The 17,692-nt window shown below is 59.2% G+C and carries 13 protein-coding genes; 11 read left to right on the forward strand and 2 right to left on the reverse strand.

Translation table 11 applies throughout. The features are described 5' to 3' along the window. From QVP03_RS10335 to QVP03_RS10345, 3 genes are all read left to right on the forward strand, one after another. Window positions 1-818, forward strand: an 818-nt coding sequence (locus QVP03_RS10335) for a hemolysin family protein (protein ID WP_288210759.1), incomplete at its 5' end; no start/stop codon positions are given. A gap of 90 nt (window positions 819-908) precedes the next feature. Further along, window positions 909-2,942, forward strand: a complete 2,034-nt coding sequence (locus tag QVP03_RS10340; RefSeq protein WP_022333376.1) for a peptidylprolyl isomerase — start codon at window positions 909-911, stop codon at window positions 2,940-2,942. A gap of 110 nt (window positions 2,943-3,052) precedes the next feature. Continuing rightward, window positions 3,053-4,195: an iron-containing alcohol dehydrogenase gene (locus QVP03_RS10345; protein WP_022333377.1), complete on the forward strand. Its 1,143-nt coding sequence runs from the start codon at window positions 3,053-3,055 to the stop codon at window positions 4,193-4,195. Between the two features lie 81 nt (window positions 4,196-4,276). Here QVP03_RS10345 and scpA read toward each other — a convergent pair whose 3' ends face one another. Further along, complete coding sequence (gene scpA / locus QVP03_RS10350) at window positions 4,277-6,415, reverse strand: methylmalonyl-CoA mutase (RefSeq protein ID WP_022333378.1); 2,139 nt, start codon at window positions 6,413-6,415, stop codon at window positions 4,277-4,279. 2 nt (window positions 6,416-6,417) lie between these two features. Then, the gene (locus QVP03_RS10355) at window positions 6,418-8,268 is read right to left on the reverse strand and encodes a methylmalonyl-CoA mutase family protein (RefSeq protein ID WP_022333379.1); all 1,851 of its coding nucleotides are present in this window, start codon (window positions 8,266-8,268) and stop codon (window positions 6,418-6,420) included. A 608-nt stretch (window positions 8,269-8,876) separates the two neighbouring features. Here QVP03_RS10355 and QVP03_RS10360 point away from each other — a divergent pair. The 8 genes from QVP03_RS10360 to QVP03_RS10395 all read left to right on the forward strand — a co-directional run bounded on the left by QVP03_RS10360 (window position 8,877) and on the right by QVP03_RS10395 (window position 17,690). Next, window positions 8,877-11,033 carry a glutamine synthetase III family protein gene (locus QVP03_RS10360; protein ID WP_026318244.1) on the forward strand — a complete coding sequence of 719 codons (2,157 nt, stop codon included), beginning with the start codon at window positions 8,877-8,879 and terminating at the stop codon, window positions 11,031-11,033. Between the two features lie 265 nt (window positions 11,034-11,298). After that, complete coding sequence (locus QVP03_RS10365; protein ID WP_055204597.1) at window positions 11,299-11,979, forward strand: hypothetical protein; 681 nt, start codon at window positions 11,299-11,301, stop codon at window positions 11,977-11,979. 24 nt (window positions 11,980-12,003) lie between these two features. Further along, the gene (locus QVP03_RS10370; protein ID WP_022333382.1) at window positions 12,004-12,825 is read left to right on the forward strand and encodes a badF/BadG/BcrA/BcrD ATPase; all 822 of its coding nucleotides are present in this window, start codon (window positions 12,004-12,006) and stop codon (window positions 12,823-12,825) included. After that, a complete protein-coding gene (gene murQ, locus QVP03_RS10375; protein ID WP_022333383.1) occupies window positions 12,815-13,630 on the forward strand; it encodes an N-acetylmuramic acid 6-phosphate etherase in 816 nt (271 codons plus the stop codon). The genes QVP03_RS10370 and murQ overlap by 11 nt, the downstream gene beginning before the upstream one ends. Next, entirely contained in the window at window positions 13,611-15,521 is a 1,911-nt protein-coding gene (locus QVP03_RS10380; protein WP_022333384.1) for a menaquinone biosynthesis decarboxylase, read from the forward strand. Before murQ ends, QVP03_RS10380 begins: the two co-directional genes overlap by 20 nt. Before the next feature lie 96 nt (window positions 15,522-15,617). Beyond that, window positions 15,618-16,727: a helix-hairpin-helix domain-containing protein gene (locus QVP03_RS10385; RefSeq protein ID WP_022333385.1), complete on the forward strand. Its 1,110-nt coding sequence runs from the start codon at window positions 15,618-15,620 to the stop codon at window positions 16,725-16,727. Between the two features lie 41 nt (window positions 16,728-16,768). Beyond that, window positions 16,769-16,960: a 30S ribosomal protein S21 gene (gene rpsU, locus QVP03_RS10390; protein ID WP_018695187.1), complete on the forward strand. Its 192-nt coding sequence runs from the start codon at window positions 16,769-16,771 to the stop codon at window positions 16,958-16,960. Window positions 16,961-17,324: 364 nt separating this feature from the next. Then, complete coding sequence (locus tag QVP03_RS10395) at window positions 17,325-17,690, forward strand: BlaI/MecI/CopY family transcriptional regulator (RefSeq protein WP_117506847.1); 366 nt, start codon at window positions 17,325-17,327, stop codon at window positions 17,688-17,690. The last annotated feature ends 2 nt before the right edge of the window (window positions 17,691-17,692 follow it).

Raw genomic sequence — 17,692 nt, forward strand, 5'->3', positions numbered from 1 at the left:
TCACGACGCTCATATCGCATGGTATCCTGCGCCTGGCGGGGCGCCGTGTCGAGGAGCGGGCCGTGTCGCACAGCTTCGGCCGCGACGATCTCGCGGCACTGCTCGATACCAATACGTCGGAACCGCGTCCCGAGCCGGACAACGAGTTCAAACTTTTCCAGAATGCGCTGGATTTCGCCGACCTGCGGGTTCGCGACTGCATGGTGCCGCGTGTGGATGTCGAGGCGGTGGATATCGACGACACGTCGATCGGGCAGCTCACGGCGCGGTTCGTCGATTCGAAATATTCGCGTATTTTCGTCTGGCGCAAGAGCATCGACAACATCGTCGGTTATGTCAATTCGAAGAGCCTGTTCACGCGTCCGGCCAATATCGCCGACGTGATGATGCAGGTCAATTTCGTGCCCGAGACCATGCCGCTGCAGCTGATGTTGCAGAATTTCATCAAGCACCGCAGCAACATCGCCGTGGTGATCGACGAGTTCGGCGGGACGGCGGGCGTCATTTCGCTCGAGGACGTGCTCGAACAGATTTTCGGCGAGATCGAGGACGAACACGACATACCCGATCTTACCGAAAAGCAGGTCGGCCAGGACGAGTATGTCCTCTCCTGCCGGCTGGAGGTGAAATACCTCAATGAAAAATACGGGCTGGGGATCGAAGAAAGCAAGGAATACGATACGCTGGCGGGCTTCATCATCTTCAATTACGACGGGATCCCGACCGCTGGGGAAACGGTTTTCATCGGCGGCCTGCAGTTGCGCATACTGCGTACGACGCGTTCGCGTATCGAGCTGGCGAGGGTCAAGAAATTGTAGGAATTTTTATATTATAATAAAGGCCTTTTCCGAATAAATTTTACTACCTTTGACTGCTAATTCGAAACAAACGAATAATTAACGATTTATATGGCAAGTTTAAACACTCTTCGCACCAAGTTCGGCATCGTGCTGTCGATTGTCATCGCAGGCGCCCTCTTGGCTTTCATTCTCTCCCTGAAGACCGAAATGGGCTTCTCGGGTAACGACCCCCGGGTCGGTGTCATCAACGGTAAAAAAATCAACTATTCGGAGTACTACAACCAGTACGAGCAGATCAAGGCGCAGAGCGGCGCCCAGGAAAGCGACGAACAGCAGTCCGCCATGCTCGCCAATGCTGCATGGCAGGCCCTGATCGGCAAGTATGTGCTGGAACCCGGTTTCGACAAGATGGGGCTGCGCGTTACGGAGCCCGAGCGTCTGTCGATGGTCAGCGGCCAGCATCCGTCGCAGGCGTTCTACAACGCCTTCGCCGATCCCCGCACGGGTGAGTACAACGTGGCTGCCGTCGGACAGTTCCTCGCGCAGGCCGAAACGAATGCGCAGGCACAGCAGGCGTGGGCGCAGCTCAACGAGCAGGCCCGCATGGAGCGTGAGATCGCCAAGTACCTCGGCCTGATCAAGGGCGGTGTATATGTCAATGCACTCGAAGTCGCGAACGGTGTGAATGCGGCCAACAATACCTATTCCGGGAAATGGGCCGGCAAGAAATATTCGGCTGTCCCCGATTCGCTGATCCAGGTGAAGTCCGGCGACATCAAGGCATACTACAACAGCCATAAGGATATGTTCAAGCAGACTCCCTCGCGTACGCTGTCGTATGTCGTGTTCGAGGTTACCCCCACGGACGACGATATGCTCGCTCTCGAAAAGAGCGTTGCCGAGGTGGGCGCACAGTTCGCCGCTACGGAGGAGCTGAAGTCGTTCGTACGTGCCAACCGCAACGGCAAGATCGCCGATACCTATGTTTCGGCGGCTCAGCTTTCGGAGGACGAGGCCAAGGCACTGCTGGCGGGTGAGACTTACGGCCCCGTGCTGAAGAACAACCAGTGGACGATGGCCCGTGTGCTGGATTCGAAAATGGTGCCCGATACGCTGGGAATCCGCCATATCGTGCTGCCCTATACGCAGGAGGCGCTGGCCGACAGCCTGCTGACGGTAATCAAGGGCGGTGCCGATTTCGCACAGCTCGCCTCGCAATATTCGGTATACGAAGCTACGGCAGCCAACGGCGGCGAAGTGGGCGTGGTGCCCTTCTCGGCTTTCACGGGCGAATTCGTTGCCGCGCTGGCCAATGCCAAGCGGGGGGACGTGGTGAAGGTCGCTTCGGGCGATGCCATCCAGCTGATGCAGGTGTACCGTGCCAACAAACCTTCGAAGCACATGCAGGTGGCGACGATCACCTATCCCGTCGAGGCTTCGGCTGCGACGCGCCGCAATGCCCACAACCTGGCCGGCACTTTCTCGGTGAATGCCAAGGGCTCGGTCGAGGCGTTCAACAACGCCGCTTCGGAAGCTGCCGTTACTCCCCGTGTCGCCTCGCTGGCGCAGGGCGAGCGTACGATCCGCGGCCTGGAGGATTCGCGTGAGGTTGCCCGCTGGGCTTACGGTGCCAAGACGGGCGATCTTTCGGAAATCTTCACCGTCGGCAACGACTATGTGGTCGCTACGCTGACCGAGATCGATGACAATGAGTATACCCCGGTCGATAAGGTGGCTGCGCAGGTTCGCGCCCAGGTTCTCCGGGACAAGAAATACGATTATATCACCAAGCAGATCGCCGGTACGACGCTCGACGAGCAGGCTGCCAGCCTCGGTTCCGAGGTCGCCGATTTCGACGGCGTGACTTTCGGTGCCTTCTACGTGAACGGCCCGGGCGTCGAGCCCCGTCTGGTAGGCGCCATCGCTTCGACGACCGAGAAAGGCGTCCTTTCGGCTCCGGTGAAGGGCATGTCGGGGGTTTATGTCTTCCAGGTGGATGACATCCAGACTTCGGACAAGCAGACTGCCGAGGGCGAGAAGGTGCGTGCGCAGGCCATGGCCGAGAGCATGGCACAGCAATTCTCGGTGCAGGCCATCCAGCAGATGGCCAAGATCCAGGATCTGCGCGGCGAATATTTCTAAGCCTCGGATAAAAAATCGAATACAGTTTTCGAACGCCGGAATATTCCGGCGTTCTTTTTGTTATTTTTGCGTATATTTAAAAGTCGTATCAAAACATATCGCATACTATTATGAATAATTTTGTTTATCACAATCCGACGAAACTTGTTTTCGGTAAGGGGCAGATCGCCCGGCTCGCAAAGCTGATTCCTGCCGGCAAGAAGATTATGATTACCTTCGGCGGCGGCAGCGTGCGCCGTAACGGCATTTACGACCAGGTCGTCAAGGCCCTCGAAGGCCGTGACTGGGTCGAATTCTGGGGCATCGAGCCCAATCCGTCGGTCGAGACCGTCCGCGAGGCCATCGCATTGGGGCGTGAGCACGGCTCGGAGTTCCTGCTTGCCGTGGGCGGCGGGTCGGTCATCGACGGTACGAAGCTGATCGCTGCAGGGCTGCTTTATGACGGTGACCCGTGGGAGATCGTCCTGAAAGGGCAGGCGGATAAAACCGTTCCCCTCGGGACGGTGCTCACGATGTCGGCGACGGGATCGGAAATGAACAACGGCTCGGTGATCTCGTGCCATGAAACGAAGGAGAAATTCCCGTTCAACGGCGACTACCCGCTCTTTTCGATCCTCGATCCCGAGGCCTTGTTCTCGCTGCCGCAGAAGCAGATCGCCTACGGCTTGGCCGACACCTACGTGCATGTGCTGGAGCAATATATGACTACGCCCGGGCAGTCGCGCCTGATGGATCGTTGGGCCGAAGGCATTCTGCATACCGTGATCGAGATCGCACCCCGGATCCGTGAGAACCAGCACGATTATGCCGTGATGTCGGAGTATATGCTTGCGGCAACCCTGGCACTGAACGACATGATCCGTATGGGAGTGGCGCAGGACTGGGCGACGCATATGATCGGGCATGAGCTGACCGCACTGCACGGGCTGACGCACGGTGCGACGCTCGCCATTGTCATCAACGGTACGTTGCGCGTGCTGCGCGGACAGAAGCGCGGCAAACTCCTGCAATACGGCGAACGGATATGGGGTATCACCGACGGTTCCGACGAGGAGCGTATCGAGCGGACGATTGCAGCCAACGAGGAGTTCTTCCGTTCCCTGGGGCTTTCGACGCATCTTTCGCAGGAGGGCATCGGCGAGACTACGATCGCCGAAATCGAACGCCGCTTCAATGCTGCGGGCAGCAGGTTCGGCGAGGCGCGCAATGTCGACGGGGCGATGGCGCGCAGGATTCTGGAAGCCTGCCTGTAGTTTGTCCCCGAGACCATCTGTATCCATGAAAAAATCCCCGCCGAGACGTCTCGGCGGGGATTACCGTATTCTGTTGAACCGTTATTCGGCGAGCAGGATTTCCAGGATCTTGATGGCGGCCGTGGCGATCGGGGTGCCGGGGCCGAAGATGGCGGCGGCGCCGTCGCGGTACAGTTCGTCGTAATCCTGGTGGGGGATTACGCCGCCGACAATCACGATGATGTCCTCGCGGCCGAGCTTCTTGAGCTCTGCGATGATCTGCGGCACGAGGGTCAGGTGGCCTGCAGCGAGCGACGAAACGCCCACTACATGCACGTCGTTCTCGACAGCCTGTTTTGCGGCCTCCTCCGGGGTCTGGAACAGCGGCCCCATGTCGACGTCGAAACCGATGTCGGCATAACCCGTGGCTACTACCTTGGCACCGCGGTCGTGGCCGTCCTGGCCGAGCTTCGCGATCATGACACGCGGCTGGCGGCCTTCCTTCTTGGCGAATTCGGCGCACAGCTCCTTGGCACGCTCGAACTGTTTGTCGTTTTTCACTTCTGAACTATATACTCCTGATATTGAACGAATGACGGCTTTGTAGCGGCCTACGACAACCTCGCAGGCGTCGGAAATCTCGCCCAGCGAAGCGCGTACCTTGGCGGCTTCGACGGCCAGCTCCAGCAAGTTGCCCTGCTTGGTCTTCACGCACTCGGTGATCGCTGCGAGGGCCTTCTTCACGGCATCCTCGTCGCGCGAAGCGCGCAGCTCCTTCAGACGCTTGATCTGGCTTTCGCGCACGGCGGTGTTGTCCACGGCCAGGATGTCGATCGGAGCCTCTTTCTCCAGGCGGTATTCGTTGATGCCGATGATCTTCTCCTCGCCGGAGTCGATACGCGCCTGCTTGCGGGCCGAAGCCTCCTCGATGCGCATCTTCGGAATCCCGGTCTCGATAGCCTTGGCCATACCGCCCAGTTTCTCGACCTCCTGGATACGCTCCCATGCCTTGTGGGCGATCTCGTTGGTGAGCGACTCCACGTAGTAGGAGCCTGCCCACGGGTCGACCTCGCGGCAGATATTGGTTTCCTCCTGGATGTAGATCTGCGTATTACGGGCGATACGTGCCGAGAAATCGGTCGGCAGGGCGATAGCCTCGTCCAAAGCGTTGGTGTGCAGCGACTGGGTGTGTCCCAGGGCGGCGCCCATGGCCTCGATGGCGGTACGCGCCACGTTGTTGAACGGATCCTGCTCCGTGAGCGACCAGCCCGAGGTCTGCGAGTGGGTACGCAGCGCCAGCGACTTGGGGTTCTTGGGCTCGAACTGCTTGACGATCTTGGCCCACAGCATACGTGCCGCGCGCATCTTGGCGATCTCCATGAAGTGGTTCATGCCGATTGCCCAGAAGAACGACAGGCGGGGGGCGAAGGCGTCCACCGACATGCCTGCGTTGATACCTGCGCGCAGGTACTCCAGTCCGTCGGCCAGCGTGTAGGCCAGCTCGATGTCGGCCGTGGCGCCTGCCTCCTGCATGTGGTACCCCGAGATCGAGATCGAGTTGAACTTGGGCATGTTCTTCGAGGTGTACTCGAAGATGTCGGCGATGATGCGCATCGAGAACTCGGGCGGATAAATATAGGTGTTACGCACCATGAACTCCTTAAGGATGTCGTTCTGGATCGTACCGGCCAGCTGGTCGAGTGTGCAGCCCTGCTCCAGACCCGTCACGATGTAGAATGCCAGGATGGGCAGCACGGCGCCGTTCATGGTCATCGACACCGACATCTTGTCGAGCGGAATGCCGTTGAACAGTACCTTCATGTCCTCGACCGAGCAGATCGACACGCCGGCTTTGCCCACGTCGCCCACCACGCGCGGGTGGTCGGCGTCGTAGCCGCGGTGCGTAGCAAGGTCGAATGCCACCGACAGACCCTTCTGCCCGGCGGCCAGGTTGCGGCGGTAGAATGCGTTGGACTCCTCGGCGGTCGAGAAACCCGCATACTGGCGGATCGTCCACGGGCGCATCACGTACATCGTCGAGTAGGGGCCGCGCAGGAACGGGGCGATACCTGCCGCATAGTTCAGGTGCTCCATGCCTTCGAGGTCTTGGGCCGTATAGGCGCCCTTGACGGGAATACCCTCGGCCGTCAGCCACGGCTCGACCTGTCCGCAGCCTTTCGAGGCGCAGCAACTTTTCTGCTGGCCTGCGTCGTATGTCAGTTCTGAAAATTTAGCTCTCATGATTAGATTCCCATCTCTTTAAGGTAGAACTTAAGTGTTTCAAGCACGTTCGACTTCACGTTGATGAAGTTCGTGATGCCCTGTGCCTCCAGCTCGGGTGCGCAGGCCGGTGCCCCGGCAACCACCAGGATCGCCTTGCCGCCGAGCAGCTCCTTGACTTTCGGGGCTGCCTCCGCATAGTCGTCGTCGCTTGCGCAGACCACGACGATCTGCGCCTTGGATTCGAGCGCGGCCTTCGCGCCCTCTTCGATCGACTTGAAATAAGTGTTGTCGATCACCTTGATGCCGGCGCATGCGAAGAAATTGCACGAGAACTGCGAGCGGGCGCGGGCCATGCCCAGGTTGCCGCACGTCAGCATGAATGCCTTGGGCTCCTTGCCGCTGCGATCCACCTGCAGGCGCATCTCTTCGAACGCCATGGCACCGCGGTAGGGGACGAGTACATTGCCCTCGGCCTGCTTGCGCGTAACGGACTCGGCGGTGATCTCCTTGCCGGCGACCTCCGTAAAGTTGGGATATTGGTTGGCGCCGAGCAGCGTCTGGCGGCGCGTAGCGATGTTCTTGTCCTTGGCTGCGGCCGACGCTTTGATACGCTCGACGATCAGGCCGGCCTTGTAAGCCTCGGTGTAGCCTCCCTTCTGCTCGATTTCGAGGAAAAGCTTCCAGGCTTCGGCTGCGATCGACTGCGTGAGGTTCTCGACATAGTACGAGCCTCCTGCCGGGTCGACGACCTGGTCGAAATGCGACTCGTTCTTGAGCAGCAGCTCGACGTTGCGGGCGATGCGCTTCGAGAACTCGGTCGGGTTTTCGAACGAGGTGTCGAACGGCGTTACTTCCAGCGAATGTACGCCGGCGATCGTGGCCGACATGGCCTCGGTCGTGCCGCGAAGCATGTTCACATAGGGGTCGTAGACGGTCTGGTTCCACCGCGAGGTCTCGGCGTGGATGTGCATCTTGCAGGCGCAGTTCTTCGCCGGGCCGTAGCCCTTGACGATGTTGGCCCACAGCATACGTGCCGCGCGGAATTTGGCGATCTCCATGAAATAGTTGGAGCTTACCGAGAACGAGAAGCGCAGTTTGCGTGCGGCCGCGTCGACGTCCAGCCCTGCGTCCATCAGGCGTACGAGGTAGTCGTGGCCTGCCGAAAGGGTGAATGCCAGCTCCTCGACGATGGTCGAACCCGAGTTGCCGAACGTTTGCCCCGCAACGGTTACGATGCGCACGTGCTTGTACTCCTTGGTCTTGTGGATCAGCTCGACGATGCGGGCGATGCACTTTTCACCGTTGGGTGAGCAGAAATCGCCTTTCGACGAAAGCCCTTTTACCAGCGGGTCGATGCAGAATGCGATGCGGACATCCTCCTTGGCGATGCCCTCCTTTTCGACTTTGGCCAGGACGAGCTCGGCGACATGGGCCGTCTTCTCTCCGCAGAAGGTGATCTCGACAGCCGGAATGCAGATGTCCTTGAGCAGCGTGTCGAGGTCTGCGGCCGAGAAATCCGCCGACGCGATGCAGAAGCCGAGCGAGTCGACGCCTGCGTTGAGGATTTTCAGTGCCTCGGCGTTTGCCTCCTTGGGGCATACGACGCTCACGGTCTGGTGTACGCGCCAGCGGTTGTGCGCATGCGTACCGCGTACGTAAGGGAACTCGCCTGCCTGCGAGCCCAGGAACTTGATGCCCTCGAGGTTCTCGGCGCGGTAGTAGGGCCGGACGTTGAAACCTTCGCCCGTTTTCCATACCAGCTTGCGCTCGTAATCAGCACCTTTCAGGTCGGCCGTAATCACCTCCTCCCACTTCTCGGTCGGAACCGGCGGGAATTCAGTGAACAGCTTTTCACTTTTGGTATTTGCCATAACTATTTAGAGATTAGTATAAGTGTAGTTTCAAAATTGCACGTAAAGGTACAAAATTATTAGTGATTGAAACAAGAAATTGTTAATAAAATAACACTATATAATTTCTTTTTATAATATAGGTGATTTCGTTTGCTTTCGGCAACCGCCGGAAGAAGTTTTTTAGTTGTGGTGAAATAGTTTAATATTGTTCTTAATAGCTATGAAAATTACGAAAAACTAAAAATGTGAAAATTCGGGGATATGACGAAAATTTAAGGGTGTTTTTCGAAAAAATGCGTTAAAATTCGGCAGTTTTATGGAAAAATGCATGTATTTTTTCGGAAAATGCCGAAAAAACAGGGTGTTTTTCGAAAAAATGCCGATTTTGTGAAAACAACGTAACTGAAAAAATATTACATTTGCAAGCGAGATCGATACATACGGCGGCAGGGGTGAAGCCGCGGGTTAGTCAGGTTGGGCGGAGTATGCCGCGAGGCAGTTGCCCTCCGGAATTTTAGGTTAGGTTTTAGTTCAGCAATTATTCGGCTTCCGCCCCTGCGCGTATGTTTTTAATGGAATGCTAATCCAATTCAATTACATCTATGTCATCATTGCTCAGATTCAAGATGGTCGATGCGGCCATAAACCACACCGCCGTCGAGGTGAAGGCTCCCGAAGGACGTCCTTCGGACTATTTCGGGAAACGGGTATTCGGGCGCGCAGCCATGCGCAAGTATTTGAACAAGGCTACCTACGACGCCCTTGTCGATACGATGGAGAACGGTACGCCCCTCACGCGGGAGGTTGCCGACGGTATCGCGGCGGGCATGCGCCAGTGGGCGCTGGAGCACGGTGCCGACCACTATACCCATTGGTTCCAGCCCCTGACGGGAGGTACGGCCGAGAAGCACGATGCGTTTGCTGATCCGGACGGCTTGGGCGGGGTGCTGGAGGAGTTCTCCGGCAAACTGCTCGTCCAGCAGGAGCCCGATGCGTCGTCGTTCCCCAACGGAGGCATCCGCAATACGTTCGAGGCGCGCGGTTATTCGGCCTGGGATCCGACCTCGCCGGCGTTCATCGTCGACACAACGCTCTGTATCCCGACCGTCTTCATCGCCTATACGGGCGAGGCGCTCGATTACAAGGTGCCGCTGCTGCGCTCGATCTCGGCGGTGAACAAGGCTGCGACCGAGGTGTGCCACTATTTCGACAAAAACGTGCAGCGGGTCATCTCTTATCTGGGCTGGGAGCAGGAGTATTTCCTCGTGGACGAAAGCCTCTGGGCCGTACGTCCCGACCTGATGCTCACCGGGCGTACGCTGATGGGGCATGAATCGGCCAAGAACCAGCAGTTGGAAGACCACTATTTCGGTGCGATCCCGACCCGTGTGATGGCCTTCATGAAAGACCTCGAATACGAGTGCCTGAAACTGGGCATCCCCGTCAAAACCCGCCACAACGAGGTGGCGCCCAACCAGTTCGAACTGGCTCCGGTCTACGAGGAGGCCAACCTTGCCAACGACCACAACCAACTGCTGATGACCGTGATGGACAAGATCGCCCGCCGCCACAAGTTCCGGGTGCTGCTGCACGAAAAGCCCTTCAAAGGGATCAACGGTTCGGGCAAGCACAACAACTGGTCGCTGGGGACGGATACGGGCGTGAACCTGTTGGGGCCTGGCAAGACTGCCTCGGAGAACCTGCAGTTCATCACCTTCCTGGTCAATGCCATTTCGGCCGTACACAAGCACAACGGCCTGCTCAAGGCGGCGATCATGAGCGCCACGAACGCACACCGCCTGGGAGCCAACGAGGCGCCCCCGGCAATCATCTCGACCTTCCTCGGGACGCAGGTGTCGGCCGTGCTGGACAAACTGGCGGCCAGCAAGGGCGACGATGCGATCCGCTTCGACGCCAAGAACGTGTTCAAGATGAGCGGCATCTCGCATATCCCGACGCTGCTGCTCGACAATACCGACCGTAACCGCACCTCGCCGTTCGCGTTTACGGGCAATCGGTTCGAGTTCCGCGCCGTAGGTTCTTCGGACAACTGTGCCGAGGCGATGATCGTGCTCAATGCGGCGATGGCGCACGAACTGGCTGAGTTCAAGCAGAACGTTGATGCCAAGATCGAGGCCGGCATGAAGAAAGAGAAAGCCATCTACGAGGTGCTCAAACAGATGATCAAGGCCTGCAAGGCCATCCGCTTCGACGGCAACGGCTATTCCGACGAGTGGAAGGCCGAGGCGCGCAAACGCGGCCTGGACTGCGAAACCTCGACGCCGCTGATTTTCGACCGTTACCTCGACAAGCAGACGCTCCGGATGTTCGGCGACACGGGCGTCTTCTCGAAGGTCGAGCTCGAAGCCCGCACCGAGGTGAAGTGGGAGACCTACACCAAGAAAATCCAGATCGAGGGGCGCGTGCTGGGCGATCTGGCGATGAACCATATCGTGCCGATTGCTTCGAAGTACGAGGCATTGCTGCTCGACAAGGTCTACAAGATGTCGCAGATCCCGGGGCTGAACGCTTCGGCCGACATCGAACTCATCAAGAAGATCCAGTACCATACGGCCGAAATACAGCGGCTCACGGCCGGGATGGTCGACGCCCGCAAGGTGGCCAACAGGATCGAGGATCAGCGCGAGAAGGCGATCGCCTACCATGATACCGTAGCCGCATGTTTCGACGAGATCCGCCGCCACATCGACAAGCTGGAGGAGATCGTCGACGACCAGATGTGGCCGCTGCCCAAATACCGCGAGCTGCTTTTCCTGCGCTGATCGCCTCCTTATATAATTGTGTAATGATCCGGGTTTGCCGCTCGGATTATTTTTCGTTATCTTTGTTTTCCGAAGCTGTGAAAAGGGAATGGGGTGGATTAGGGTTCGGAGCCGATTTGGCGGCAGCAAATTTTCCGAAAAGGCGCTGCGCCAGACGGGAAGGAGTGCAGGTTTGAGGAGCAAACCGGCAATGCATTTGCATTGGGACATTGCTATTCCGAATTTTATTGCTTTCTTGCATGATGAACATGTAACCCACTTGTGAATGAAGCGAAAAATAGGAACAGTATTATTGACGGTATGCGTCACCGCAGCAGCATATGCCCAAAGCCCGCCGTCGGCAACAGATCGGACGCGGAATGCAAAAACAGCGGCGCGTATCGAACGTCATCGCCTCGCCTCGAAAGAGAATAATCTCTTTGTGACGGGCGCGTCGGGAATCACGGCGCATAATCAGGTGACTGTCGGCGTGAAGGTGGAGTACAGCCGCCAATTGAAAGGAAATTTTTATTGGGGCGTGGATTTTTCGGCCCGGTGGCATCTGGGGAGTTTGATGAGCTACGATTGGAGCGGCCACGGATCTGACCCTTACCGCAATACGGTTGCGCAGGATATTTATAAACTGGATGCAATGGCCTATTATCGGCTGCCGGTGGTGAAAAGCAGGCTTTTTCTGCGTTTCGGAGCCGGAGTTGGGGCGGGATACCACCGGATACTAAAGCATGTAGACAACGATCTTGACAAGGATAGGGTATTGCCTTTCTTCAATGTCGAATGTGCGTGGATTCTGCGGGTGACGAAGGGGTTTGAACTGAAATTTTCGCCGACGATCCTGTTTGTGCCTTCGGAATTCTCGGTGTCGCCCGTCGAACTCGGTGCGCCGACCGATGTGACGCCCTGGCTTACGGATGCCGGGTTTTCGCTGACGTGCGGCTGGCGGTTCTGATGTATTAGGAAGTAACAATATAGTATGAAAATCATTGCAGACAGCGGATCGACCAAATGCACGTGGCTCGTGACCGACGGCGTGCATACCTCGGAATACCGGACGCGGGGAATCAATGCCGTGCAGCACTCCCCGGAGCAAATACGCGAAGCGCTTGCCGAACTGCCGCCGTGCGGCCCCGTCGAGGCCGTCTATTTCTACGGCGCAGGGTGCGGGGGCACCTTCCCCGAAGCGACGGAGAAGATGGTGCGGGAACTCCGCGCGCATTTCGGCACGGGGCGGATCGAGGCCGAGACCGACCTGCTGGGGGCTGCCCGGGCGTTGTTCGGCCGCGGCGAAGGCGTGGCCTGCATCCTCGGCACGGGCTCCAATTCGTGCTGGTGCCGGGGCGGCGAAATCGTGGAAAACGTCCCGCCGCTGGGGTATGTCCTCGGCGACGAGGGCAGCGGTGCGGCGCTGGGACGCAACCTGGTGAACGGTATTTTCAAAGGGCATATCCCCCTGCGGGAGGAGTTCCTCGCGGCGCATGGGCTGACCTATGAGGAGATCATCCTCCGGGTCTACCGCGAGCCGTATGCCAACCGTTTCCTGGCGTCGTTCGCGCCGTTCGTACATGCGTACCTGGATTGCCCCGAGGTGCGGGCTATGGTGGCGGAAACCTTCGCCGATTTCGCCCAACGCAACCTGAGCCGCTATCCCGTGCATCTGACGGTCGCCTGCATCGGCGGCGTTGCCGCCGCATTCGAGGGGCTGCTGCGCGAGGTGCTCGCACATGGGGGTTACCGGGTCGGCCTGATCGCCGCATCACCTGCCGAAGGACTTATCAAATACCATTATGGAAAATAGAATAACCGAACAGGCTTCGGCCTACGATAATTTACAGCGGATGTCGGTGCACGACATCCTGACGGGCATCAACCGCGAAGACGCACGCGTCCACGAGGCCGTGGCCAAGACCATCCCCGTGATGGAACGGCTCGTGGAGCGGGTCGTCGAACGCATGGAGCGCGGCGGGAGGATGTTTTACATCGGGGCCGGTACGAGCGGGAGGCTGGGTGTGACGGACGCCTCGGAGCTTCCCCCGACCTATGGCGTGCCCTTCGACAGGGTCATCGGCCTGATCGCCGGCGGCGACGGTGCACTGCGGCGTGCCGTGGAGAATGCCGAGGACGATACCGCAGGGGCTTGGCGCGACATGGCGCCCTACCATCCCACGGCGGACGATGTTCTGGTCGGGATCGCCGCGTCGGGTACCACCCCCTATGTGGTCGGCGGCCTGCGCATGGCGCGGGAGCACGGCCTGTTGACCGCCTCCATTACCTGCAATCCGTCGTCGCCCGTGGCGGCTGAGGCGGAATATGCGCTCGAGGCGGTTGTGGGGCCGGAGTTCGTGACGGGGTCGACCCGCATGAAGGCGGGCACGGCACAGAAGCTGATGCTCAACATGCTGTCGACGGCCGTGATGATCCGCCTGGGGCGTGTCGAGGGCAACCGCATGGTCAACATGCAGTTGACGAACGACAAACTTGTGGGGCGCGGCACGCGCATGGTGGCCGAGGCTTCGGGGCTTTCCGAGGCGCAGGCACGGGCGTTGCTGCTGCAATACGGGTCGGTGAAAAAGGCGTTGGAGCATGCACCGAAGCCTGAGTGAGTATATCGCCCTGCTGGAGCGCGAGGGCGAACTCGTCCGCATAGCGGCTCCGGTGTCGCCGGTGGAGGAGATCGCCGAGATAACCGACCGGGTTTCGAAAATGCCCGGCGGCGGCAAGGCGTTGCTGTTCGAAAATACCGGCACGGAGTTTCCCGTGCTGACCAACATGTTCGGTTCCGCACGCCGCATGGCGCTGGCGCTGGGCGTCGGGTCGCTCGGCGAACTCTCGGAACGGGTCGACGGATTGCTGCGGCAGGCCATGGCGCCGCGCCCGTCGTTCGCGGACAAGCTGCGGGCGTTGCCGCTGCTGGCCGGGATGTCCCGCTGGTTCCCGCGTACGGTGTCGGGGCGGGGCGAATGCCAGCAGGTCGTACGGACGGGTGCTGAGGCGTCGCTCGCGGCGCTTCCGATCCTGAAGTGCTGGCCGGCCGACGGCGGGCGTTTCGTAACCCTGCCGATGGTGAACACGGTCGATCCCCAGACGGGCGTGCGCAACGTCGGCATGTACCGTATGCAGCTCTTCGACGACCGTACGACAGGCATGCACTGGCATATCCACAAGACGGGCGCCCGGCATTACGAGGCCTGGAAACGCGCCGGGCGGCGGATGCCCGTGTCGGTGGCGCTGGGCGGCGATCCGGCCTATACCTATGCCGCGACGGCGCCGATGCCCGACAATATGGACGAATACCTGCTGGCCGGGTTCCTGCGTCGCCGTCCCGTGAAACTCGTGAAGTGCGTCACCAACGATATTTATGTCCCGGCCGACTGCGACTTCGTGATCGAGGGTTATGTCGACCCTGCGGAGGAGAAAGCCGTCGAAGGCCCCTTCGGCGACCATACGGGGTTCTATTCGCTCGAAGACCGTTATCCGCTTTTCCACGTCACGGCCCTTACGCGGCGGCGCGATGCGGTATACCCGGCCACGGTCGTGGGGATTCCCCCGCAGGAGGACGCCTGTATCGCGCAGGCTACGGAGCGGATATTTCTGGCGCCGATACGCATGGCCCTGCAGCCCGAAATCCGCGACATGACGATGCCCGAGGCCGGAACGGCGCATAACATCGCCGTCGTTTCGATCGACAGCCGCTATGCCGGACAGGCCGTGAAGGTCGCCCAGTCGCTGTGGGGCGCCGGGCAGATGATGTTCAACAAATACATGCTCGTCGTCCCGGCTGCGACCGACGTGCGCGATACGGATGCATTGGCGCGGCTCGTGCGCAACCTCGACCCGCTGCGCGACATAGTCCGCAGCGAGGGGATTCTCGATGTCCTCGACCACGCGACGGCAACGCCGGGCTTCGGCGGAAAAATTGCATTGGATGCTACGGCCTGCGGTACCGGGGGCGGGTGCGTGAATCCGCAGGAGCCTGCAACGCGTGTGCCTGCCGATCCCCCACGGGGTGTCGAGGGCGTGCGTCCCGCAGCGGATGGCGCAATATCCGGGGCTTGTGACGGGCAGGGTGACGGCGGGCAGCCCCTCCTTCCGGCCGGCTACCGCTCCGACCTGCTCGAAAAATGGGGCGTGGCGGTCGCCTTCGCCGCGCCGGACGCCGAAGTGCCGGTTCCGCCGGGGGTGAAATACCTCGCCGTGTTCGACCCGGCGGCATCGGAACTCACGGCTGCCGAACTTTTGTGGCTCGCTGCGGCCAATACCGATCCGCGGCGTGATGTGCGGACGGAAGGTGCGGCGTTGGTGATCGATGCCCGGAGCAAACGCCCCGGGGCGGGGGAGAACCCCGGCCGTTTCCCGAACGTCGTGACCGCGTCGGAAGCGACTGTCGCTTTGGTCGACCGCCGCTGGCCGGAATATGGCTTGGGGGCGTTTGTCGGTTCGCCGTCGCGGCGTTACCGCCGCCTGCTGCTCTCCGACGGGGCGCAGTGGCGTTGAGGGGGGGCTGACGGGTACCGTAGCCCATTTCGTGCCGCCGGGGTTGTTTTCAGGGCATCCTGCCGGGGGATGACCGGTGATAAATAGTTTCTGCATATGGCAAAATTTTTTTCAGACCGTGAAATCCGCGCCGTGGCGGTATTCCTGCCGCTGGCGGGATTGCTTATAGGCGGCATCGTGCTCCTGCGTCCGAAGGCCGATCCCCAAGCAGCTTTTGTGGCCGGGATGGAGATGGAAGGGCGGGCCGATTCGGTTGACCTGCGGCCGTTCGACCCCAATACCGTGGACTACGACGGACTTCGGCGGCTGGGCCTGTCGAAGCACGAAGCCGTGAGCCTGCTGAAATACCGCGCTGCGGGGAAGATCTTCCGTATCCCGGAGGATGTGACGCTTTGCTACGGCATCAGCGATTCGATCTACCGCCGCCTGGCTCCCTATATCCGTATCGGGCGCAAATATGCCATCGCGCCCCGGCAGTATCGTACGGGACGCGTCGTGCCCGAACCCATGCCGCCCTCGCGCTTTCGCATCGACACCGTGGGGGCGCGTTACCTGCGGGCCATCGGGGCGTTGTCCAAGCGGCAGGCCGAGGCCTTCATCCGCTGGCGCGACCTGAGCGGGATCTACGACATGGAGGAGTTGCGCGCCTGCTATGTCGTGAGCGATTCGGTGGCTGCGGCGCTCGAACCCTATATTATCTTTCCCGAGCGCGGAGCTGCGCCGGTCGACGAACCCGTGGAGATCAATACGGCCGATTCCGCGACGCTGCGCGGTGTGGTGGGGATCGGAGCGCGGACGGTGGTGTCAATCATGAACTACCGCGCGAGGCTCGGCGGATTTGTCCGTTTGGAGCAACTCGCAGAGGTTCCGGGAGTCACGGAACGCAATTATGAGAAAATTTTGAAACAAATTTGCTGCGATAGTTGTGAAATTCGGAAAATTGATATTAACTTTGCAACCCCGAAAGTCCTTAGGCGGCATCCGTATATTCCGCCGCAGAAACTTCGGAAATTACTTAAAACAAGACAGTTGAAAGGAGGTTGGAGTACCGCTGAGGAATTGGTTGAAGACAACATATTGACCCGCGAAGAGGCAGCACGGCTGGCTCCTTACCTGCGGTTCGGTACCCGAAGCGGGGCTGACGATACGGACAACGACACGATATGGGGCGAGGTATCAGGTGATGCGAACCCCGGAGGAATTTAAGTAAACGACGATATTAAAAAAACAAAAAAAAGAATACTACTATGATTATCATGCCGGTAAAAGAGGGCGAAAACATCGAACGCGCCCTGAAGAAGTTCAAACGTAAATACGAGCGCACGGGCGTCCTGAAGGAACTCCGCCGCCGCCAATATTTCACCAAGCCTTCGATCGCCAAGCGCGAGGCGATGCAGCACGCTGTTTACGTAGAGCACATGTACCGCGACGAGGATTAATCCCCGTTGGTACCCGTATCCATATGCCCCGGCTGAAATAGCCGGGGCTTTTTGTTTTCCTCTTCATTTCCCGACCTTTCTTTTCCACCCCTCTGACCTTGCCGAGCACTTCCACGCTTGCCGGTCTGTATAATCATCTTTTCCAATCTCTCCCTGCCTTTTCCCGGCTCCTCTCTCTTCTTCCCCTGCTTTTTTCCGCTCCTTTCCCTGCCTGTATTTCTGCTGCATTTTGAGTGAAACTAAAAAATATAGTTGAAAAACTATTTAAAATAGTTGTGGGTGAAGTTTTTTTAGTTACCTTTGTTCCCGTAAGCCCTGTCGGCCGATCGGAGCAGGGCGGATAACAGAAACCAAAACCGGTATGATGGAAAAACTGACACGCAGGGAAGAGGAACTGATGCGCTGCTTCTGGGAGCACGGCCCGCTTTTCGTACGCGAGCTCGTGGCGCTCGCCACCGAACCCAAGCCCCATTTCAATACGCTTTCGACCATGGTGCGCGCCCTCGAAGCCAAGGGGTATGTCGCCCACAATACCTTCGGGAGTACCTACCAGTATTATCCGGTGGTGACCGAGGAGGAATTTTCGCGCCGCACGCTGGGCGGGGTCATCCGCAAATATTTCGAGAACTCCTACCTCGGGGCCGTTTCCGCCTTGGTCGAGGAGGAAAAAATCTCGGTCGACGAACTGCGCGAGCTGATCGACCGTATCGAAACCCAAAACCGTCGTTAGCC

The organism is Alistipes sp. CAG:29, assembly GCF_000435435.1.
GTDB classification, from domain to species: domain Bacteria; phylum Bacteroidota; class Bacteroidia; order Bacteroidales; family Rikenellaceae; genus Alistipes; species Alistipes onderdonkii.